Genomic DNA, 21981 nt, shown 5'->3' on the forward strand with positions numbered 1-21981 from the left:
ATTTATTTTATTTTTGTTATGTCAACATTATTGGCTTCACAGTTTTTGATTACTTTGTTCATGTAATTTTGAGCATCTTCTATTTGTGCGTCGTTGAATATAGCTTTGCTTTCCATAATTTTATCAAACACATATTTTTCTCGCTTATAAGTTCTAATAGCATTTAATGCGTGATCTCCGGTAATATCTAATGCACCTTCTAGATATTTAGCTAATCCTATTTTTTTAAATTCTTCGAAATGCTTAAATTCATGAAAAATTTCAAATTCTGTTAAGCCTTTTTCAACATATAGGTTACCGGAAAATGGATGGAATGCTGCCTTGTTTCCTTCCAAAAATTTATCACCTACAGGAAGTATAATTAATTTTGATTTTCCATTTGACATTTCATTTATTTTTCGAATATATGCATTTAATTCTTTTTTTGATAATTTTTTAGCACCTAAGTACCTTTTTCCTCTTATTGGTTTGCCTTCCCATTTGGATAAGTAATCAAAAAAGTCTTCGAACTCTTCTTTAGACATTTTAGAAACGTCCATACAAGTTTCTGCTTCAACAATTCTGTTTGCTTCCTCAATAACTTTTCTTGTTTCTTTCGCATCTTTTGCTGTTTCTGCCAATTCCGCTGCAGCATTTCCTTCTCTTGCGATTTTAGATAAATTAGGTAATCCAAAAGAAGCAAGATCTGCTGTTACACTAAAAGCAATCCAGAGGTTGGCTAACCAGTCATAACCGTTTTCGTGCCATTTTTCTAGAGTACCGTTGCTTAACATAGCGTAGTGAGCAGCGTCTTTTGCCAAAACAACCCCAGCAAGTGCTCTTGCTGCCATTGGGGCTCCTTTTGCCAGCACAATACGCAATGCACCAACAGCAGATAGTAAGCTCAATAAATCTGTAGCCTTATTAAACAAATCCCAGTTAGATTGTTTTGTAGCCATATTGTGAAGTTTTAAGGCAATAACAAACGTATTTTCATCGCCTATTTGTTCGCCCAAATCTCCCAGTTTTGTCCCAAAATTTAATTTTGCTAACGGATTAAATGATCTGTTTAAGTATTGTTTTAAAATGTTTACTTTTTCAATTGGCGAACTACCCATATTACTATCAAGTTCCATAGGAACATATGTTTTATCATATGTTATAATTGTTTGGGTTTCATTTCTGTAATTATTTATCAAAATTTCGCCTCCAGACCAATCTGTTTTTATATGCGTATCTCTAAATAGATAATAACTGTTATCAAAGTATACAATATCCGATGGTTTTGAAGTATCAAATTCGGCTACCAAACGAGTTAAAAAACGAAGTAAATCTTGTACTTCTTCGCCATGAAGTTTATTGTATATTCTATATAATAAATCACTATAGCGAAGTTTGAGATATAGCACTTGTCTGTCGCTTATTGCATAAAGAATTTGTAAAATGGCCTTATCTTCGTTTGTGTCTAAATCTGTAGGAGCAATAACTTCTAAGTATGATACATCACTTAAAAGGATTTCAAGATGTTCATACAATTCCTGATCATCCATTTTGCCAAATAAAGTTCGGGGAAGCGATTCATAAATAACATCTAATTTGCTTGGATTATTATTGGCTTCTTTTATCTTTTTAAGATATAAATTAATAATTATTTGGGCATCGCTGGTAATTACAACTCCCAACAAATCAAAAAGTGCTATATAAAGATCAAAATCCTGAACTATAAATTTGAAAGCAATTTCTTTTAAATTATTGTCGAAAATGGTTAAAGAAAAATCGGTGTGATATTTTCCAATCTCAATAGAAGGTTTGAAAGTTTTGGCTATTAGATTTATTCCGTTAAAAGTATTCCATTCTAAAGATATTCCACCTTGTTTTTGTGCTCCCTGGCTATCATTATAATTTATAATTCCTAATTTTTCAGGTGTACTGTTAATTGGACCATCGATAAGTTTGCTAAAAGAGGTATTAGGATAAACAACACCAATTTTTCTTTTAATGCATTCTATAACTTCGTATACTGATACAAATTTAATATTACTGTAGTTATTGGAGCTTTCAACATACTTTAGCATCTTGTCAGAGTTTTTATCATCCTCAATCTGCTGACGCCATATGCTAAGCATCATTTGCCTGAACCTGGCTATTTCAGAAGCGCTGGTATCTTTTAGTTCTATAGTATGGTTTTTAATAATCATTAGGATAGTTTTTATGAAGGGCAAAAAAGGTGTTTGCTATAGTATTTCTACTTTAACAGGTTTCGGCTGAATATGATCTGAGAATGCTGTGGTAATATTGAGACGTAAATCGTCTTCTTGTTCGATTTTGGCATTGCCACCCAAATAACAGTTTTTGAATAATACTTCGAGCGCTTTAAACTCGTCCATTTTTGAAGCTTGTAATACAGCAGAACGAATACTCATATCCGGTTTTTTGAAATAGGCAAACAGGGTGGTTTCGTCGTCATCTGCAATGGTCAGTTTTACTACTTTTTTGTGTTTGTATTTCCATTGGTTGAGTTGAGCCTGAGTAATGTTTCCGTCAAGAACATCGATGTTTTTTGAGTTTTCTTTTTCCATTTTAAAATTCTTTTATTGTTTTTATGATAGAGTAAATTGATATCTGATTAAGTGGTGTCACTTATGTTTATTCTATTGCAATCGCAAAGCAGTGGAAGACACATGTAAAAGTTTTATCCTCAGTTGTAATAGCTGTTGACGTTCTGTTGTTATTAAAAATTGAATTAGTAAGAGATGCGGATTAAAAAAAAGAGACTGCCTGAGTTATTTTTTTGGGGTTGAATAATCTCGAGGCAGCCTCTTGAAGAAGATTCCCCGCTTAAAGCGGACTAATATAGAGCTTGTATAATAAGTTTGCTGGCAAAAATCAAGTTTCTTGAACTCCTTTTTTGCATAACGCATTTGATATTGGTTTTCTCTTTTCAGTCGGTTTTAAAAGACAGGGAAGGGGATTATAATGTTAGGAATTTATCGGGATGATTAATTCCATTCAACGTGAGAACAGATCAAGTCAAAAGATACCGCAATTTTAGTATCTCCCTGGCTGATTCCTCTACTGTTTGAGTTGAATTCGCAGTTTCTCACTGTGTGTGTGATTACTTCGTTACTGTCATCCAGATAACTTACAATGATGCTGAAAGGATTAATATCTTGCAATCTTTGTCCTTTTGGTAAAGCGGCCAAAATCGCTTCTACTTCGTAATTGTATAAAGTGATAGAAGCTTTTGCCTCGTATTTCCCTCTACCTCTGTGTACTGGCATATCTCCGGCACCGTAATGGTTTTCTTTAGATACTGAGTCACTATAGTTTACAGCTGTAATTCCGGTAACGATGTTACCTGCAATACTTACTTCGATAGATGACCAGCTGTGTTGTTGTCCGTTTATTAATGGTAATTTATTCATATGTCGCTTGATTTGTTTTTATTTTCCTGATAACGTTCAGTAGCTATCACTTTTATTTGTTTGCCTTTATAACAATTGAATTATGGCGATAGGAATGGTGAATTTTTATTGTTTGTGAATTATAACGAATTCGATAAATTATGCTTTGTCGATTCCGAAAGGATTTTTGAATCCTAAATCGACCATAATTTTACGGGCAGTTCCAATAGGAGTAATTTCTGCTTTTACTTTTAATTCTGAAGTTGCCAAAATGTTTTGTTTTGGATCTACATATACATCAAAAGCAGAAACTTCCTGATTGGCAACCATTCCTTCTAAAGCAGATCTGCATAGTCCTTCAAAGCTTTTTGAAACTGATTGTGGTAATTTACCATCGATATCTACTAAAACCGGAGAAGCCAATTTTGGTAATAAAGCGGTACGTAACAAACGAGTGGCTTTATTGATAGTACGGTTGTTTTCTACATAAGCAAAGTCTGATGTGCCTGTAGTACAAGTAGCACTGTCATTAAAATAAACACCCGGTAAACCAGTATGAGTTCTTGCAAAAATGAATCTTTTTTCGTTTAAGTCGCTTAGAGTTCCAAGAGTTTTAATTTCCTCTCCGCCTACAAAACCAGCTTTTGCGAAACCTTCACCAGTCAGGTTGAATTTTTCAATCCAGGCAATATTTTCAGATACTTTAGCTTTAGAAATTGCACCTAATGCCAATCCTACTGCTGCTGAGTTTGGATAATCTTTTGCTTTGTCAACATCCATAGCGACAACTACAGATACGTTTTCTGCATCTGATCCGTCTAAAGATGGTGCATCAACAGTAAATCCTTTTCCTTCGATAATAATTTCAAAAGGCATGTAATCTTTATAAGCAAGATCGGCTTGTGTTTGAGCTTTTAAAACTGCGGCTTGCGTTTGTGCAAATGTTGTTACTCCGGAATAAATAATGGCCATTTGGCGAATGTTTCCGTTTGCTTTTTCCTGCATGTCCATGGCTTTTTCAACAATTTCTTCGTAAGAAGTAGCTGCTGTTTTCATAATGTACAAATCACCTGAAGGGTTCATTCTGAAAAATTGCTGGATTTGATAGTAAACAGATTGTACTTTAGTATCATAATCAGCTGTAATGCCTAAGGCTTCAGCATCTTCTAACGAAGACAAACGCTCAATTTTGTTTAATGCTAATTTTGCAGTTTCGGCACCATCAAAAAGTAACCCTGAAACCATGTCCTGTTCTGGAGTTCTTCTTCCTAATCCGCCTGATAGTTTGTTAATTACTACATCGTTTAATGTACTCATAATATAAATTGTTTTAAAAGTTTAAAATTGGTTTTGTTTTTTTGCCTGAAAAAAGGCAAAAAAAGGACTGTAACAAGTTGCCTAAGCTTGCTATTATTGATTGTTTAATGTCTAAAAATGGTATTCGTAATCTGGAATCCAAAAAGTAGATTGGTATTTTTGGACGATTTATAAAAGCGGCTTTTTCAATTGAATTTTGCTTCTGGCCAGAAGATAAATTTGCTTTTGATATCGGGTACAAATTTAAGGCTCAAGGATGCTTTTTCCAATTTTTTCGATGTTCAAAACCAGTAGTTTCAGTGCTTTAAGCTCTGGCCTCTGTAGCGAGTCCTTCATTTATAATGGTATAAATGGTGCGCTCTGTAAGGAACAAAGTATCCGAAAGTTCAGATACTACAACTTTCATTTGTTTAGCTTGATTTCTATTAAGGTAGTTAATCACATACTCTCTCCTTTTATCTAATAGTGTTCTGCTTCTTTTCATGTTTTAAGGTTTAAATAGGGTAATGTTTTATTTTATTTAGATTGGCGTCGATTGTGTTTATAGTTTTATGTCATTGAACAGTTTTTGATTGTTTTTTATTTAATGAGAATATTTTTGACTGACTTATAATCAGATTAAGGAGCAGTATTTAAATCGATATTTCCCTGAACCTGATTGGGGTTTATTCCTATTATTCCAGAGTTTAGGTCATATCCTAAATCTTCCAATTCTTCATTACTTAAACCATTATTAAAAAGGATGTATTTCTTTTTTAAGATATTTTCTATTAAGGTTGTTTTATAAGTTATCTCCCAAATAAAATAATCGTTTTTATTCCAGTACGTGTGTTCATTTGTGCATTGTTTTTCTCTTATTTTAAATGTTGAATTAGTATCTATTTCAGCATTACTGTTACTATTAGATAATATGGCTTTGTCTATTCGCTGTGCAATATCAAAAGCATTTGCATAACTGGTCGAAGAAATAGTTTCTACAGGTAATATGATATACAGACAAAATGATACATCTGCCTTGTAATTTTTTTTAGAAGATGTTTCCCAGTCTATAGTATCGTATTTAAACATTACTACCAGTGTTTCGATAGAATCTTTAAAAATGGCATCACTATAAAGTTGCACTGTTGGCGCATTAGAAGTGAACTCGGTTTCTATTGCGTTCTTTTTTTCGGTATAAAAGTCTTTTAGAATCATATGGTGGATTGTTTTTTGACAAATATACAACATATGTTTTGATTATTGCAACATATTACGATGAGAAATGCAGTAATTTCAGTAATATGATTTAGTTTTTTATATTGACTATTAGAGTAATACAGTAAGAAAAAGCCTTTAAAATGCTTTAAATTCAGATGTTACGTAAGAAAAATAGAAAAGAATGCTAATATTTGTTATATATTTTTTAGTTTTGCAACATATAGTGGAATGTGTAATGCTTATTAAAACATATTACATAACAAAACAAATGCAACACAACATGGAAATACATACTAAGATAAAACGTATTATAGATGAAATGAAGTTAAATAATAACTCATTTGCTAAGTTAATAGGGGTAACCAGTACTACAATAGATAGTATCACTATTGGAAGATTGCAGGCCGATGGAGAAAGAAAAAGGACAAAGCCTGGATTTGATTTGTTACAAAGCATTATCACACATTGTAATGTAAATCCGGACTATTTTTTTGGAAATAGTGATGAAATTTTTGCTGATAAAACAAATAGTGAAGTTGGTTTACATTTACCAAAGATTATCACGGTAAATGAAGAAGGCGAGGAGAATATCAATTTTGTTGGGGTAAAAGCAAGAGCGGGATATCTGGACGGTTATGCTGATCCGGAATATATGGAAAGTCTTCCGTCATTTAGTATGCCAATGCTAAAGAATGGAACTTACCGATGTTTTGAAATAAAAGGTAACTCGATGTCGACCACCATACATGACGGCGATTATCTTTTTGGAAAATACGTTGATAATTTTGATGATATTCTTGACGGAAGAATTTATGTTATCATTAGTAAGAATGATGGAGTAGTGGTAAAAAGGGTTTTAAACAGAATAAGGGAAAGCGGAAAGTTAATCCTGAAATCCGACAACAGAGACGGAAATTACCCAATGTATTCTATTTATGCCGAGGATATTCTGGAAGTTTGGTACGCGAGTATGTATGCTTCTAAACAAATGCCGGATCCTATTAATATTTATGAAAAGATTCATGATCTCGAAAGTAAATTTTATGAAATGGAAGAGACTTTGAGGAAGAAACTGAATTAATATTTCTGGAGTTGACGTTTTTATAAAAAAACACACCTCATACAGTAAAGCTGTAAGAGGTGTTTTTTTTATAATAATTAAATTTATTAGGAAATACTTCCTGTCCCGGTTCCGGTTTGTGCTGCAGCGCTACCAGTTGTAGTTACTGTGGTAGTTACAGTTCCGGATTTTACAAATGCTTCGATGGCAGACGCTAGTTTTTCTGCAATGTTATCGATAGACGAAGCATTGTCTTTTTTTCCTTTCTCTTCGCTCAAAAGAGCTTTTATTGATCCTTGTAAAGCTGATTTATTTAAAGCCATAATTTATTATTTTAATAGTTCTGCTAACTTTTCTTTTATTCCTGCAATTTGAGTTGAGTTCATTGGAGGACCGGATGGGCCAACGGGTGTAGGAACTGTGATTTTGACTATTTCATCAATCAATCCATTTAATTCAGTCAATAAATTTTTTCCCTCTGCATCAATTTTAAATTTATTATCCATTTCAAAAGTTAACTTATCTTTCTTAAATGAAGTTTTTGTATCTGAAATTGTAGCTTCGAAACCGTCTTTAATGGTAATTTTGGCTTCTTTATCTTTTAAATTAAAAATTGAATTTCCTTTGTTAAAATTAATTTCGGTGTGTAGTTCGTCAAAAGTTAATTTTTGTTTCTCAGCCCCCTCTTTATCTAAAAACTGCATTTGTGCATTTGGATTTTCTCCTGAAGAAAGCGTAAATTTTACTCGTTCTTTAGCATTGTCACCATTAATAGTACTTAAAATAGTTTGTTGTTGATTTCCATTAAAGATATTCTTCGAAATTTCTTTGCCATTTTCATCATAAAAAGATGTAGTAATATTTGAATCATTTTTGCCGCTAAATTCTATTTGTGCAATATTTTTATAAGTAGGCTTTGCAGTTGATGATGTACCACTTTGGCTGGCTTCTTTTTCTTTGAACAGCATTTGAAATTTATCTGCTTCACTATTTATTTCAAGATATTGGTTCTCATCATTTTTAAAGCGAATAAAAGTACGTTCGATTTCAGAAAACTGGGAAACAAACGCTCGTGTTTCTACTCCGTCAATAATGGTAACCAAAACCCAGCTGTCTTTTTTTGGAATGGTAATAATTCCCTGTTCAACATCTAGGATTGAAGCTTTCAATCGTACGTTTTTGATAATCGCGCCATCGGCACGCATGATGTTTACCGTGTAAGCATCTTCCGGATTGTGAAATGATTCTATTTCATTATTTATTTCGATGACTTTTGCCGCAAAAGTTTCAATAATTTGATTTTTACTGGCGACATCTTTTATTAGATCTGTTATATTTCCCATTTTGTATTTTTATACTGTTTCTACTCTTCGTCCTATATAAATTTTTTGTCTGTAGCCATTTTTGCCATAGTTTCGTTCTACTTTTTCGACCTGAAAAGTTCCGTTTTTTTCTTTATCCTTGGCATTTTCCAGAATTACCTTGTCTGTAGGTCTTACGAATGGTTCACCAAAAGTCAGGAAATAGCCTTCGAGTCCGCTTGGTTTAGATTGCATGGCTCGTAAAGCAGCATATTGATACAATTGGGCAGCAACTTTTGTTGATGCGTTTTCAAACGCCTCAGGATCATTGGGTAAATCCTCTTTATCGTCATGCAAAACATGGGTTTTTATTAGTTGCCCGTTTGGATCGCCTAATTCAATATAAATTGGAGTGTTCGAATTTTTAAAATATTTTTCGACTCGTGTGCGCGTATTTTTGGTAGATTCGGTAACGACTTTTAATTGATCTTCAATAATATTATAACGAAATCTAAAACGAACTTTCCCCAGAAAACCTCCCGAAACAGACTGTACGACTCTATTCAACTTCGAACTTAAAAGACTAAGTCCCTGATTGATTAATTTTTTGACCAATGCGCCGGCTAACGGACTTTTAATGAAATTTCGATCAATAAAACCGGCTAATTCGGCTGTAGTATGCTGCTGCGGATTATTAGTAATAGTAAGTACAGGAGCCACCTCTTCGGTTTTAAAATACGTATAGATTCCTTTGTCTTTTAGCATCTCGAAAACCTGGGCCAAGCTTTGGTTTCTGTTGATCATTACATTACCCAATTCTTCATCGAGAGCATTTACTTTAAAAGGTAAATTCAATTCTTTGATTCTTTTTTCGAAGAAAGTTTTAGGGTTAAATCTTTCAACATTTGTGGTTGGATTGGTTGATACAACATTCAGGACGTCATTTTTATCCTGAACATCATCATCTTTTACGGCTTTTACTTTTTTAAAAGCATACATCGCATCTTCGCAGGTTATGGTAGCATTTGTATCTGATTGTACTCCTGTAATGTAACCTCTAAAAGCGGGTTTGTAATCGTCATCATAACCTAAAAAGATCTCTATGAAATTTTCGAGTTTAAAAAAGTCGTGAATCGTTTTTTCTTCACCATTTGCATTTTTAAACAAGTTTTGATCAAATCCTTTTGTATCTGTATACACTTTTTGAGGCATTACAATAGTAGCCGTATCGGTAAGCGATTTGTACGAACTGCTTATGTCTACATTTTTGACATAAGTAAATTCATAAAATTTAGGCATAGGGATAAGTTTTACTGTTTCGTAAACCCTAATTTTAGCATTTAGTTTAAGCATTGTCTCTAATTATTAGTTCTACAGTTTCGTCTGATGTGGCGCTGGCCGTAAATTTTTGAATGTTTTTTGTTCCCGAAATTGATGGGATAGAGTAGGAGTCGATCACTAATTCGTAAATACCAAATCGGTTTAAAATAGCATGCGTTACTCTTAGAGCATAAGGGGCATTTAAGAATTGTTTCAGTAAAAAAAGTTTTTCTTTTGGGTATTCGTCCCCGGTTTCATTAGCAATTAATCCATCTATAGAAATACTAAAATCACCATTTGTAATATGTTCTTTGATAGTGGAATCTCGTCCTTCGATTCCTTCTTTTTTAATTGTTTTTGAACGACTTAGATTGACAGTAACGGCATCAATTCGTAAGCTGGCCAGATTAAGATCTTTTTTTACCAGGGGTTCAAAAACCAAAGGAGCAAAGACTCTTAGATTAAATTCGCCACCGGTTTTATCTATAATAAAATCTTTCGATTCTGATTCGTTATAGTTAATGCCGGTATATTCAGGATCTTTGGCATCTAAAATTTCGTTTACATTAAAATTGAATTTCATAATGATTTATTTTTTTATTTTTTAATTTGAAAATGTTTGTGCAAAGGCTGTCATGATGGTGTTCTCGAGTCTTTTTTCATTGTGTTTTTGTAACCAAAGGGCCTCTTCAAGTAACTTATAAAACTCATCCATTGATAATTGATACGGATCTACCTGAAAAGCATATCGAATAAGCGCAGCCGATTTTTTGAATTCGTCTTTTTGTGGTGTGGCATCGATTGAAAATTCGCTATCATTTTTAATCATGGCTATAATAGAATTTCCTGCCGAAAGCATAAATTCGTCATCATAATTTTCCTGATCCAGGACACATTCCTGAAATAAAAATAAGATTGCTTCGTGCGGATTGTCCTTGTATTTATTTTGATAATTTAGGAATGTAGTGAATGATGGTTTTTTGCAGTAAACAGTTGTCAGTTGATCCTCTGAAGTAAGTTTTAATACGGTACCGTATTTTTCTTTTAATTTTTGTATCGTTGTTTCGTCTGGCATTTTTATGGTTTTAGAGATGTTGTCTTTTACTGTGATCTGGAATTGATTTAAGAAGCTTTATGATTTTTAAATATTACTATCGCGGCTTTCTTTTTTAATAATTTCTGACAGATTTTCATTTTTTCCAGATACGGTTAAAGGCGTAATAGTAAAACTCTCTATAAAAATGTTTCCTTCTGTGGTTTGTCCCAAAGGATTTTTGAAATTACTCATGTCGGGTGTTTTAGGTTTTTCGCCTAAATCTTTTGGTGTATAATCCATGATTGGTTGAATATTTAATTGTTAATATGAATGTTGAAAGTATGGTGTACAGATGAGGTATCTATTCTCCAAAAAAAATCTGAGAATAAAGTGTAATATTATATCTGTTCGGGGATGCTAATAGTTGTTATTAGAGTATATAAAAGTAGGGTAGAAGAGGTTAGAAAACGAATAATTTGAGGGTGGTTTTCTGTAGTTTCAGTGGAAAATATATTGGCGTAAGTGTTTGTATTTTATTTATTTGTGGTTTTTTAATTGTCGCATTTTACACAATAATAAAACACACTCAGGATGATTTAGAAATTTGTTTCCTCTAATGATTCTGAGTGTGTTTTGTTAATTTATGTGAAAGATTTTTTTTTGATATAAAGTTTTTATTTCCTATTACCAGAAATTCTTTTGCTTTTTATCATTCTAAATTCCTCCATCTGTTATTGTCCAATTATAGGGAGAGTTTTGTAAAATCATTTTTCCTATTGTTGAATTAGCAGTATGTTTCGCTGTCCCGAAACTTATGTTTAAATTTGGTTTAACAGGTTTTGAACTCCAACCATTATAAATTGCATCTAAATTTGTTGCCGATAAACCTATTTTACTTCCCATAAAATTAGTCATGTTTGTAACATTCAAAATATTCCAATTTCCTATATTTTGGTTAAATGAATTATTTGTAACAAACATACCATTCATTAATGTGACTCTTGAAACATCCCAATTTCCAATTTGTTGATTAAAAGATGTAGCTTGAAACATTTGAGCCATGTTAGTTACATTTGAAACGTCCCAAGAGCTAATATCTTGATTGAATATCAATGCGCCTTGAAACATTGCGTTCATTAATGTAACTTTTGAAACGTCCCAATTCCCAATAGGCTGATTAAATGTATTTGTTCCAAAAAACATATTTCCCATATTGGTTACAGAAGATGTAATCCAGTTATTTATATCAGGATTACCCCCATTATTAAATGAATAAGCTAAAAAAAAAAGATTTGACATATTAGTAACTTTTGAAACATTCCAAGAACTAATATTTTGGTTAAACGCATCTGCTGATTGAAACATACCTGTCATTGTTGTAACATTCGAAGTATCCCATGATCCGATATTTTGATTAAACTTTTTTGCATTAAAAAATGAAAGGTTCATATTTGTCACTTGTGAAGTGTTCCAATTCCTAATCGCTTGATTGAATTGAGATGCTCCATAAAATATGAATGATGTGTTTGTAATTTTTGAAAAATTCCATTCATTCATCCGATTGACTGTAGTTAGATTAGTACATAGATAAAATGCGCCTTCCATATTAGTTAATACAGTTGTATCTAAAATATCACTAACTTTTGATAAATCTAAATTAGAACAACCTTGAAAGTAATACCCACGATTTCCTAATCTAAGATTTCCCCAACTTAATATATTTAAAAGCTTTAATCTATCACCAGTGTTTAAGAAAGCCCAATTATAACAAATACCTGTTATATTTATTTTATAAATACCTGCTAAACTATAGGTATGAGTAACTTGTGATTGATTCCAGGATGTTATTGTATCTTTTGTTCCGTCACCCCAGTCTACAATGAAATTATATACCCCTCCATTTTGAAGGGGTAATTTTATCTGATTTTCTGCGCTTGATCCTGTTGAAATATTATCAGTTTTCCATGTTGAAACAAATTCTTTTTCTGATTCTCGTTTTCCAAAAACATATTTTTTTATCCCCATTATACACTTAGTATTATTTGGTTGGTATTTCCTAATTTAGTCAGGTTGAAATACTTTTTCTCGGGAGTAATTTCAGGTTCTCCAAATACCCATTCAATCTGATTTGCCCATTGCCAGGTTAGATTTACACCTTCTAGTGTGATTGCATTAAATGAAAATTCTTCTGTTTTGATAATAGGCATTCTTACGATACCACTACTTTTAAAAATAATAGTTTGGCCATTCCAATTTTCCTGAATATCTATATCTCCACTTATAATGATTTGTTTGTCTTTTATTTGAGCCTTTTCTTCTAAATACTCTTTTGTAATTAAGGATTTATTCCCTCCTGAATCAATTAGAGCATTTGTTAAAGTAGGAGCAAGCAATCTGTTATCAGCTTCTTTTCTGATTGCAATATGTCCGATTCCATTAGCAAATATTGCTAAGTTAGAATCATCTTGATTCAATCCTTGAACTCCACCTATTATTGTATTACCACTTCCTGTAGTTATACCATTATTTCTTTGACCAGTATTAATTGAAATATTATTATTTCCTGTAGTATAATTAAGATCTGCATTTGAAAAGGGGGTTCCTATTAATACATTCCCTGCTCCGGTTGTTAAATTAAACCCTGATTGAAATCCAATTGTGATATTGTAATCGCCTGTACCAATAGTTGTAACACTAGACCCACTTAACCATCCTAATGATGTATTATAATTACCTAAGGCTCCTGCTGCTGCTGCTGTTCCGACAGCAACATTTCCAGTTCCAGTTAAATTATTTACTAAAGCATTTGTGCCAATACCTAAATTATAACTTCCGGTGGTTAAATATCTTAGAGCTGCCCCACCTATACCTACATTTTGGGTTCCTGTAGTTAGGTTCGCAAGTGTAATAGATCCAACCCCTGTATTATAACTGCCAGTTGTATTCAAAGCTAATGCAGATCTGCCTATTGCTGTATTTTGAATAGATGTTGTAGCATTCATTAAAGTGTTTGATCCTAAGGCAGTATTAGTAGCTCCAGTACTATTATTTCCCTTGCCTATTCTAATTCCATTTATAAGTTTATCGGCTCCTCCTAACTCTTGTAAGGAAGTATTATCAACTATACCTGATTGATTTGCTGAAACAGGGTTGTTTAGTTCATCTGTAGTGGCCAATGTTTTAGCTGTTCCATCGCCTTTAGGTAAAAATAATTCAGTATTTGCAGTAGTTTCAGAATTAGGTAATATTGAAGTCTGATAAACATCAGGACCAAACTCTTTACCTAACATTAAATATCCTGTGTTCGCAACTCCCTGAGAAGGAAGAGTCCCAAATCTGCCAAGATCATAATTTTCACCGTAATCTGGTCTAATTTGACTTAATCTAAAAGTAGCTCCCGTGTCATGTAATCTTATTTCTCCGCCTGAATTATTACCTGCACGTAATGTTTCTTCTAAACTTTGAGGATTTACTTTCGGTATATCATCTAACGTTGCTAAAGTTTTTGTTTCTTCTTCTGTTGTTATTGCAGGCATTAAAACAGTTGAATAGTTTGCTGTGGTAGCTGGATTCATTTCTAAAGTAGAAAAATGATTTGAATTTAAGTTACCAAATCCAACACCTTGAGCAAATAAGGCTGTAGTTTCTCCTGTGCTTGAATTGACAAAATCAATTAGTTCGCTATTTAAGGTTAAAGATGCTGTTTTATTTTCACCTCTAGTGACGGTGCTTGATTGCGTCATTTCAATATTCCGTCCATTAATAGTGTTTGTGTAAACATCATTATCAGCATAACTTTTAAATAAAGCAGTTTGAGTTGTTTCATTCCCATTTGACAAAACTTGTTCAAAAGTTAAACCCTCAACGTCTAATGTTATATCGCCAGTTCCTACTATTGGTTCCCCATTAATAGTTTTAAATTCGGGTTTATTAAGTAATTGACTAAAACCAGATTCGCTATTCCAGTCAGTATTTATTTGCGGTGCATGAGCATTTTTATCAGCTAAGTGATTATCTAAAATTGTTTTGTCTGCCTTAGATAAAAGTAATTCGTCGATTCCCTCGACATCTTTTACTGGAACTTTTTCAAATTTGTGTCGGAAGGAATCCCAAGTGTCCCAAAATTGAGTTTGTGTTGGTTTAAGACCGGTTTTAAACCATTGTTTTATGGTATTTAATGTTTGTAAAGCCATGTTTTTTATTTAGTTATAGATTTTAAAAAATCAACTTTTTTAAATGTTGGTAAAGATTTTCTCTGATTTTGAGATCTTTTTTATTCCTGCTTTTTGGATTTTTTTATCTTTCTTCTGTTGAAAATAACGAAGTAATGCTTGACAATACTGCTGACAAAACCAAACCAATTAATTTGATTCTGTTGATGGTTACCAATGATAATCCTGCATCTTGTAAAAGATCGAATTTTGTGTCAACTAAGCCCGTTAAAACAATTAAAAGACTTAAGATTACTGTAATTTTTGATTTATTCATAATTTTTGATTTTGGGTTGTTTCTTTTGTTATTAAATATTGTGTAAAGTGACCCAACTAGTTAATGCTTTCTACCTCAATCATAATATAATGACTGAAGTAGAAGCTAAATTGTAGTGTCATAATACTTATAGGGTTATTTAATCTAACATGTTCATTATTGTTTTTCAATCCATGCAGACCAAACTCCGGCTGTTACTGTTCGTATAAAAAATCTGCCAGCTGAAGCAGTAGATGTGAATGTAATTCTCTGCATTCCGTAATCAGAAATATTATATCTGAATGTTTCTAAAAAGTAATCACCGGTAGCTCCTGCTATTTGGATGGTATTACCTGCTATTGTCCTCTGCGAGCCAACAGGCGTGTTGTTGAATATGGCATCTGATGATTCTGTCAATGCTGCGGCTACGTTGATTCCGTTAGTTGAGATAGTTCCATTTACCTCTAGTTTACTTCCGTTATATCCTGCTGTTCCTATAGTAACATTACTATGAAATTGCCCTGTGAACGAAGTTATTGACCTTCCTATAAAATTTGTAGCTTTAAGATCTCCATTTTTATTAAGAATTATATTGGTCTCTGGCGGACGAGGAAAGGTATCCATATCAGTTATTTCTATATTACCAGTTATACCCAGATTACCAGTTATATTAAGGTCGCCCTCTTTAAACTCGTTACCGGTTTTATGTAATACATTGTCGTCATATACGGATATGTCTCCAGTACCTACTATTGATTGTCCGTTGATAGTTTTGAAATCTGATGTAGTTGCTAATGTTCCAGACTTATCAGGAAATAACAGACTGTTACCTTTTGTGGGTTCTTCAAATTCTACTATAGTAGTAAAACCTAATGAAGGTTTAGAATACCCAAGTTTTAAACCAGTCCCATTACCCATTGTTATCCCAGAAGAAATATCTAAATCGACTATGTTATTATTTAATATTATATTTTCATCCGTTATAGCTACATAAGAAATTTTGTTACCTTCCAATTGGTTACCTACTATCGCAATACCTCCGTTGTCAATAGTTTGTTGTAAATTTTGAGACCCTCCTGTAATATCGTCTGTAGTAGCTAAAGTATAATCTGATCCTTTTGTTTTTACAGGCAATTTGAAATTACCAACTCCTACGCTAAAATCAAAGTCACTTATAACATCCTGTAATACAACATCAAATTTAGTTATAGAGTTTTTATCATATTCGGTAGATGGAGTTCCTTGTTGCTTGTCTCTATATACTGTTTTGTCGAATTTTATATCTACAGAATTTGTTTGTAAATTAGGATCTTCATTCAATCTAATGAACTTACCAATAGCAATATTCCCATTATCTAATATTTCATCTAAGTTTTGAGAACTACCTTCTGAATGAGCATCTAAATACTCTTTAGTTACTAAAGATTTAGCTCCTCCTGAATCAATTAAAGCATTCGTTAATGTAGGAGCAAGCAATCTGTTATCAGCTTCTTTTCTAATTGCAATATTTCCATTACCATCAGATATGATGGCTAAGTTAGAATCATCAGAATTAAGTCCTGTAACATTACCTATTATAGTATTATTATTTCCAGTAACAATACCTGGCCTAACATTCCCTTGCTTAACTATAAGATTATAATTACCACTAGTTAACTCTGAACCACTATTTACGCTTTGAATTGTTACATTATTAGAACCTGAAGTAAGATCTTTATTTGCTTGATAGCCTAATGAAATATTAAATTCTCCTGTAGCAGTTTCGCTTGTAGAACCATTAGCTAAATATCCAATTGATGTATTTTTACCACCTGTAACACTTCCACCTGCATTTGCTCCTACTGCTGTATTGAATGATTGAGTTGTTAATTTTCCTAACGCTGAATTACCAACACCCATATTGAATGATCCAGTAGTAATTGTTCTTAGTGATGATGCACCAATTCCAACATTTGAAGATCCTGTTGTTAATGCATTTAGAGCGAATGACCCAATTCCTGTATTAGCAGGTGCAGATGTGGCTAAAGGCATAACACTTCTGCCAATAGCTGTATTGTTAGTTCCTCCGGTTATCGTGCTTCCTAAAGAATTATTTCCAAAAACTGTATTAGTAACAACTTGTAAATTACCTGCTCCAACTCTTATACCATTAATTAGTTTATCTTCTCCTCCTAACTCTTGTAAAGGTGTATTATCAACTATGCCTGATTGAGTTGCTGAAACTACCTGATCTGTAGCTAATTTATATGGAGTACTGCTATCTGGCATTTCTGGAAAACTAAAAACATTTTGTCCTGTAGATTCTCTATCAAAAATTAATTTTAAATTTTTATCTGCTTTACTCCAGTTGATGTTATCACCATTGTACTGAATAACTTCTTCGAGCGGACCATCAATGGATAAGTTTTTAGAATCTATTGTAGCACTATATTCTTCATTTAAAAATACAATTGGCTGAGTAAGGGATTTATTGTCTGAATTTAATACCTGATCTAATGTAGGAATTGCTGAACTAATAGTAATATCTCCTTCTCCAACTATCTCTTCTCCATTAATTGTTTTAAAATCTTCTTTAGCAGCTAATGTAATTTCTGTACCTTCAGTTACAGGTAAATTTATCGTGCTAACGCCTGTCGAAGATGTATTAATTCGTAAATATGATTCAGCAGTATCCCGATTAAAAAATATACCTTGAGGGTTTATCGAAACATGTTGACTATCATCATGTGTAAAAACACCAGCAGAATCAATACCTGCTAACAGATTTGAGTTACTATCGGTTAAACGTATAGATCTGGAATCTATGCTTGTTTTTAACCAATTATAGTAGTCATCGTTAAAGATTATACTGTTTGTGGTCTCATTACCATTACCTAACGTTGTTTGTAAATTCTGAGCTCCGCCTGCTTCAATAACTATATCTCCACCGCCTGTCAATGGCTCCCCATTAATAGTTTTAAATTCGGGTTTATTAAACAATTGACTAAAACCAGATTCACTATTCCAATCCGTATTTACTTGTGGTGCATGTGCAATTTTATTGGCGAGGTGATTATCTAAAACGACTTTGTCAGCCTTAGATAAAAGCAATTCGTCAATTCCTTCAATATCTTTTACGGGAACTTTTTCAAATTTGTGACGGAAAGAATCCCAGGTATCCCAAAATTGTTGTTGTGATGGTTTAAGACCAGTTTTAAACCATTGTTTTATGGTATTTAATGTTTGTAAAGCCATATTTTTTTATTATGTAGTTTTAGATTTTGCTAAATTCAGTACTAATTAGTTTTTAGTTAAATTATGATTATCATGGATATTTACTTGTAACTATATAGTTAGTTCCGTCATTTATTAATGTAACCCCATCATTAGCTTGTATTTCGTAATCGCTTTCTAAATTACCTTGATATAGTATTTGCAAATTTCTGTTTTTACAATTTATGATAGTATTTCCTAACGGATTTCCTGTTATATAAAAGATAGCCCCAACCGAATCAGTTACATTTGGTAGAGTTATGGTTTTATTTATTGCTAAAACTGTTATAAATCTAGTAGCATAACCATCAGGTATAGTAAAATCATCAGATATACGGCTTATCTTAGGTAATATATCATCTAAGGTCGCTATAGTGTAAGCTTCGGCTCTTAAAGGTTTAGCAGGTATCAATATCTCAACTCCAGGACTTGTAGGTTCTGCAAAGGAAAGGTTGGTAGATTTGGGAGTTCCTGATAACATATCCCTTTTAACCATCAAAGAGATAGTAGATAAGTTCATTTCTAAGATACTTTGTTTATCTCCATCATTATATGAATTAGTTACAGTAAATACATCTGGATATTGTTGCATACTGGTAAATCTATGTCCAGATCCTGAAACTCCATTATCTAATAAAAATTGGTTACTTACAAAACTCTCTCCGCCTTCTAATAGAGATATTGTACTGCTTGCTTTAGTGGCTGTATTTTTATTTGTATCTATTAGTTTTTGCAAAGTAATATCATCTGTCGTTGCTAATTTGTAAGTTAAATTATCCCCGTTAACTTTAGCTGGTATTTCATAAGCAACAGTACCCGATAAATTAGTATTATCCTCAAACCTTAAAATAGACATACTACTACCTAGTATCGACCCGTCTTCATTTAATCTATTTAATTGTACTGACATAGTTGGGTTTCCATTAGTACTTCCAATTGCTCCATTTTTATAAACATCAGGTTGTGTTATTCCAACATCTTCTGACTGCATAGTAACTCCATTTTCTGACATACTAAAAAGTCCTGTTTGTACAGGATATCCTAAATATGGAGCTAATGTTGTAGATTTTTTCTCAATCCAAGGTTCTGATCTAAAGTCTATATTTAATGAAGTATCAAGAGAAGTATAAGATGCACCATTATCTAAGGTTTGTTGCAAATCTTGCGAGCCTCCACCGATTTCAACATTCCCAGTTCCTAGAATAGACTCTCCGTTTACTGTTTTAAAATCGCTTCTTAAGGCTACCGTTCCAGTTTTTGCAGGTAAAACTACCTCGTAATTACCTAGTGGGTTTGTACTAAAAGTTAGTTGTTTTGAGTATGGAACTCCATCTACTGTACTTGTGCTAATTATAACATCTGAACCTATTTTAACTTCGTTATCAGTGGTTTTATTTGTCATAATTAAAGGAAAAGTATTTGAGGCTTGCAATTCTATTTTACCCTCCGAATCCTCCATATTTACGAGTGCATTAGACACGTCTAACTGCATAGATCTACCACCACTCCCTGTAAGCATTATAGATTTATCAGTTGATTCATTTCCCGAACCTAACACTTGATCTAAAGTTGGAGTTGTTCCACCTGAATGAGCGTCTAAATACTCTTTAGTCACTAAGGATTTATTACCGCCTGAATCAATTAGAGTATTTGTTAATGTCGGAGCTAATAATCTGCCATCAGTTTCTTTTCTGATTGCGATATTTCCACTACCATCTGACAATATAACTAAGTTTGAAGCATCTGTAGGTAATCCTGTAATACCTCCAACGATTGTATTACAGTTACCTGTCTTTATTCCTGCATTATTTTTTCCTGAATTTATTACGATGTTATTGCTTCCTGAGCTTACAGTTCCACCTTCCTGAGTTTCTAATAATATATTAGCTGATCCTGATGTAAGATCTCTACCCGCTTGGTACCCAATAGCTATATTACTACTTCCTGTATTTGTTACTGTTGCACCTCCAAGAGCTAAATATCCAAGAGCTGTGTTTTTTTCTCCTGTAGTAATTGCTGACCCAGCGTCATTACCTATTCCTACATTTTTCCCTCCTGTAGTTAAATTATAAAGAGAGTTTGACCCGACTGCTGTATTAAATGTTGTATTAGTTGCAAGATTTAAACTATTTGAGCCTATTGCAGTATTAGAATTTCCTGTAGTTAATTTTGCTAATGCTTGAACACCTAAAGCTGTATTGTAACCTAAACCTGTTGTAAAATTATATAGAGAAAATGCTCCTACTGCTGTATTAAAACCGACAATGTTTGTTCTTAATGCACCATATCCCAATCCCGTATTATAAGTTCCTATTGCATTCTCTCTTAATGAGAGTGCTCCAACTCCTGTATTACCAATTCCTGTAGTATTTTTACTTAACACTGAAGCTCCAATGGCTGTATTATTTGTGCCAGTAGTATTAAGAGATAATGCAGTATAGCCTAAAGCTGTGCTATTATTAACTGCGCCTGCTCCTCTACCTATTCTAACAAGATTTATGATTTTATCAACTCCTCCAAGTTCTTGTAAAGGCGTATTATTAACGATACCTGATTGAGTTGCTGAAACTACCTGATCTGTAGCTAATTTATAAGGAGCACTACTATCTGGCATCTCAGGGAAAGTAAAAGTATTTTGTCCTGCTGATTTTCCATCAAAAAGTAATTTTAAATTTTTCTCTCCTTTACTCCAGTTTATGTTATCTCCATTGTATTGGATACCTTCTCCGAGTGGACCATCAATTGATAAGTTTTTAGAATCTATTGTAGCACTATATTCTTCGTCTAAAAATACAATTGGCTGAGTAAGGGATTTATTGTCTGAATTTAAGACCTGATCTAATGTTGGAATCGCTGAACTAATAGTAATATCTCCTTCTCCAACTATCTCTTCTCCATTAATTGTTTTAAAATCTTCTTTAGCAGCTAATGTAATTTCTGTACCTTCAGTTACAGGTAAATTTATCGTGCTAACGCCTGTCGAAGATGTATTAATTCGTAAATATGATTCAGCAGTATCCCGATTAAAAAATATACCTTGAGGGTTTATCGAAACATGTTGACTATCATCATGTGTAAAAACACCAGCAGAATCAATACCTGCTAACAGATTTGAGTTACTATCGGTTAAACGTATAGATCTGGAATCTATGCTTGTTTTTAACCAATTATAGTAGTCATCGTTAAAGATTATACTGTTTGTGGTCTCATTACCATTACCTAACGTTGTTTGTAAATTCTGAGCTCCGCCTGCTTCAATAACTATATCTCCACCGCCTGTCAATGGCTCCCCATTAATAGTTTTAAATTCGGGTTTATTAAACAATTGACTAAAACCAGATTCACTATTCCAATCCGTATTTACTTGTGGTGCATGTGCAATTTTATTGGCGAGGTGATTATCTAAAACGACTTTGTCAGCCTTAGATAAAAGCAATTCGTCAATTCCTTCAATATCTTTTACGGGAACTTTTTCAAATTTGTGACGGAAAGAATCCCAGGTATCCCAAAATTGTTGTTGTGATGGTTTAAGACCAGTTTTAAACCATTGTTTTATGGTATTTAATGTTTGTAAAGCCATATTTTTTTATTATGTAGTTTTAGATTTTGCTAAATTCAGTACTAATTAGTTTTTAGTTAAATTATGAT

The 21981-nt window shown here is 32.9% G+C and carries 18 protein-coding genes; 1 reads left to right on the forward strand and 17 read right to left on the reverse strand.

Features of this window, described 5'->3' with window-relative positions:
- Positions 1–2 precede the first annotated feature (2 nt).
- From IRZ78_RS05955 to IRZ78_RS05980, 6 genes are all read right to left on the reverse strand, one after another.
- Complete coding sequence (locus IRZ78_RS05955) at positions 3–2177, reverse strand: zincin-like metallopeptidase toxin domain-containing protein (RefSeq protein ID WP_194615654.1); 2175 nt, start codon at positions 2175–2177, stop codon at positions 3–5.
- A gap of 36 nt (positions 2178–2213) precedes the next feature.
- Entirely contained in the window at positions 2214–2558 is a 345-nt protein-coding gene (locus IRZ78_RS05960) for a hypothetical protein (RefSeq protein WP_194615655.1), read from the reverse strand.
- Positions 2559–2978: 420 nt separating this feature from the next.
- Positions 2979–3404, reverse strand: a complete 426-nt coding sequence (locus IRZ78_RS05965; protein WP_035684757.1) for a hypothetical protein — start codon at positions 3402–3404, stop codon at positions 2979–2981.
- 138 nt (positions 3405–3542) lie between these two features.
- A complete protein-coding gene (locus tag IRZ78_RS05970; protein ID WP_194615656.1) occupies positions 3543–4700 on the reverse strand; it encodes a DUF2586 domain-containing protein in 1158 nt (385 codons plus the stop codon).
- A 304-nt stretch (positions 4701–5004) separates the two neighbouring features.
- Positions 5005–5184, reverse strand: coding sequence for a hypothetical protein (locus tag IRZ78_RS05975; protein WP_065450601.1), 180 nt, complete (start codon positions 5182–5184; stop codon positions 5005–5007).
- Positions 5185–5318: 134 nt separating this feature from the next.
- Complete coding sequence (locus tag IRZ78_RS05980; RefSeq protein WP_194615657.1) at positions 5319–5894, reverse strand: hypothetical protein; 576 nt, start codon at positions 5892–5894, stop codon at positions 5319–5321.
- A 283-nt stretch (positions 5895–6177) separates the two neighbouring features.
- Here IRZ78_RS05980 and IRZ78_RS05985 point away from each other — a divergent pair, with 283 nt between their 5' ends.
- Positions 6178–6978: a S24 family peptidase gene (locus tag IRZ78_RS05985; RefSeq protein ID WP_194615658.1), complete on the forward strand. Its 801-nt coding sequence runs from the start codon at positions 6178–6180 to the stop codon at positions 6976–6978.
- 86 nt (positions 6979–7064) lie between these two features.
- Here IRZ78_RS05985 and IRZ78_RS05990 read toward each other — a convergent pair whose 3' ends face one another.
- The 11 genes from IRZ78_RS05990 to IRZ78_RS06040 form a co-directional block, all read right to left on the reverse strand.
- Positions 7065–7280 (reverse strand): hypothetical protein, encoded by a 216-nt coding sequence (locus IRZ78_RS05990; RefSeq protein ID WP_194615659.1) that lies wholly within the window; start codon positions 7278–7280, stop codon positions 7065–7067.
- Between the two features lie 6 nt (positions 7281–7286).
- Positions 7287–8300 carry a hypothetical protein gene (locus IRZ78_RS26095; RefSeq protein ID WP_228520390.1) on the reverse strand — a complete coding sequence of 338 codons (1014 nt, stop codon included), beginning with the start codon at positions 8298–8300 and terminating at the stop codon, positions 7287–7289.
- 9 nt (positions 8301–8309) lie between these two features.
- Positions 8310–9611, reverse strand: coding sequence for a hypothetical protein (locus tag IRZ78_RS06000; protein ID WP_194615660.1), 1302 nt, complete (start codon positions 9609–9611; stop codon positions 8310–8312).
- On the reverse strand, positions 9604–10161 hold the full coding sequence (locus tag IRZ78_RS06005) for a DUF6046 domain-containing protein (RefSeq protein ID WP_194615661.1): 558 nt from the start codon (positions 10159–10161) through the stop codon (positions 9604–9606). Before IRZ78_RS06005 ends, IRZ78_RS06000 begins: the two co-directional genes overlap by 8 nt.
- 21 nt (positions 10162–10182) lie before the next feature.
- Entirely contained in the window at positions 10183–10653 is a 471-nt protein-coding gene (locus IRZ78_RS06010) for a hypothetical protein (protein WP_194615662.1), read from the reverse strand.
- A gap of 66 nt (positions 10654–10719) precedes the next feature.
- Positions 10720–10914: a hypothetical protein gene (locus IRZ78_RS06015; protein WP_194615663.1), complete on the reverse strand. Its 195-nt coding sequence runs from the start codon at positions 10912–10914 to the stop codon at positions 10720–10722.
- Positions 10915–11328: 414 nt separating this feature from the next.
- Positions 11329–12639 (reverse strand): BspA family leucine-rich repeat surface protein, encoded by a 1311-nt coding sequence (locus tag IRZ78_RS06020; protein ID WP_194615664.1) that lies wholly within the window; start codon positions 12637–12639, stop codon positions 11329–11331.
- Complete coding sequence (locus IRZ78_RS06025) at positions 12639–14807, reverse strand: hypothetical protein (protein ID WP_194615665.1); 2169 nt, start codon at positions 14805–14807, stop codon at positions 12639–12641. The genes IRZ78_RS06020 and IRZ78_RS06025 overlap by 1 nt, the downstream gene beginning before the upstream one ends.
- Before the next feature lie 103 nt (positions 14808–14910).
- Positions 14911–15102, reverse strand: coding sequence for a hypothetical protein (locus tag IRZ78_RS06030; protein WP_194615666.1), 192 nt, complete (start codon positions 15100–15102; stop codon positions 14911–14913).
- Between the two features lie 156 nt (positions 15103–15258).
- The gene (locus tag IRZ78_RS06035) at positions 15259–18315 is read right to left on the reverse strand and encodes a pyocin knob domain-containing protein (protein ID WP_194615667.1); all 3057 of its coding nucleotides are present in this window, start codon (positions 18313–18315) and stop codon (positions 15259–15261) included.
- A 70-nt stretch (positions 18316–18385) separates the two neighbouring features.
- Entirely contained in the window at positions 18386–21913 is a 3528-nt protein-coding gene (locus IRZ78_RS06040) for a hypothetical protein (RefSeq protein ID WP_194615668.1), read from the reverse strand.
- Between the last annotated feature and the right edge of the window lie 68 nt (positions 21914–21981).

Source organism: Flavobacterium sp. CSZ, assembly GCF_015350725.1.
In the GTDB taxonomy this organism is placed as follows: domain Bacteria; phylum Bacteroidota; class Bacteroidia; order Flavobacteriales; family Flavobacteriaceae; genus Flavobacterium.

Coding starts and splice junctions, on each gene's coding strand:
- IRZ78_RS05955 (WP_194615654.1), bottom strand. CDS start 2,177: ATGATTATTAAAAACCATACTATAGAACTAAAAGATACCAGCGCTTCT.
- IRZ78_RS05960 (WP_194615655.1), bottom strand. CDS start 2,558: ATGGAAAAAGAAAACTCAAAAAACATCGATGTTCTTGACGGAAACATT.
- IRZ78_RS05965 (WP_035684757.1), bottom strand. CDS start 3,404: ATGAATAAATTACCATTAATAAACGGACAACAACACAGCTGGTCATCT.
- IRZ78_RS05970 (WP_194615656.1), bottom strand. CDS start 4,700: ATGAGTACATTAAACGATGTAGTAATTAACAAACTATCAGGCGGATTA.
- IRZ78_RS05975 (WP_065450601.1), bottom strand. CDS start 5,184: ATGAAAAGAAGCAGAACACTATTAGATAAAAGGAGAGAGTATGTGATT.
- IRZ78_RS05980 (WP_194615657.1), bottom strand. CDS start 5,894: ATGATTCTAAAAGACTTTTATACCGAAAAAAAGAACGCAATAGAAACC.
- IRZ78_RS05985 (WP_194615658.1), top strand. CDS start 6,178: ATGGAAATACATACTAAGATAAAACGTATTATAGATGAAATGAAGTTA.
- IRZ78_RS05990 (WP_194615659.1), bottom strand. CDS start 7,280: ATGGCTTTAAATAAATCAGCTTTACAAGGATCAATAAAAGCTCTTTTG.
- IRZ78_RS26095 (WP_228520390.1), bottom strand. CDS start 8,300: ATGGGAAATATAACAGATCTAATAAAAGATGTCGCCAGTAAAAATCAA.
- IRZ78_RS06000 (WP_194615660.1), bottom strand. CDS start 9,611: ATGCTTAAACTAAATGCTAAAATTAGGGTTTACGAAACAGTAAAACTT.
- IRZ78_RS06005 (WP_194615661.1), bottom strand. CDS start 10,161: ATGAAATTCAATTTTAATGTAAACGAAATTTTAGATGCCAAAGATCCT.
- IRZ78_RS06010 (WP_194615662.1), bottom strand. CDS start 10,653: ATGCCAGACGAAACAACGATACAAAAATTAAAAGAAAAATACGGTACC.
- IRZ78_RS06015 (WP_194615663.1), bottom strand. CDS start 10,914: ATGGATTATACACCAAAAGATTTAGGCGAAAAACCTAAAACACCCGAC.
- IRZ78_RS06020 (WP_194615664.1), bottom strand. CDS start 12,639: ATGGGGATAAAAAAATATGTTTTTGGAAAACGAGAATCAGAAAAAGAA.
- IRZ78_RS06025 (WP_194615665.1), bottom strand. CDS start 14,807: ATGGCTTTACAAACATTAAATACCATAAAACAATGGTTTAAAACCGGT.
- IRZ78_RS06030 (WP_194615666.1), bottom strand. CDS start 15,102: ATGAATAAATCAAAAATTACAGTAATCTTAAGTCTTTTAATTGTTTTA.
- IRZ78_RS06035 (WP_194615667.1), bottom strand. CDS start 18,315: ATGGCTTTACAAACATTAAATACCATAAAACAATGGTTTAAAACTGGT.
- IRZ78_RS06040 (WP_194615668.1), bottom strand. CDS start 21,913: ATGGCTTTACAAACATTAAATACCATAAAACAATGGTTTAAAACTGGT.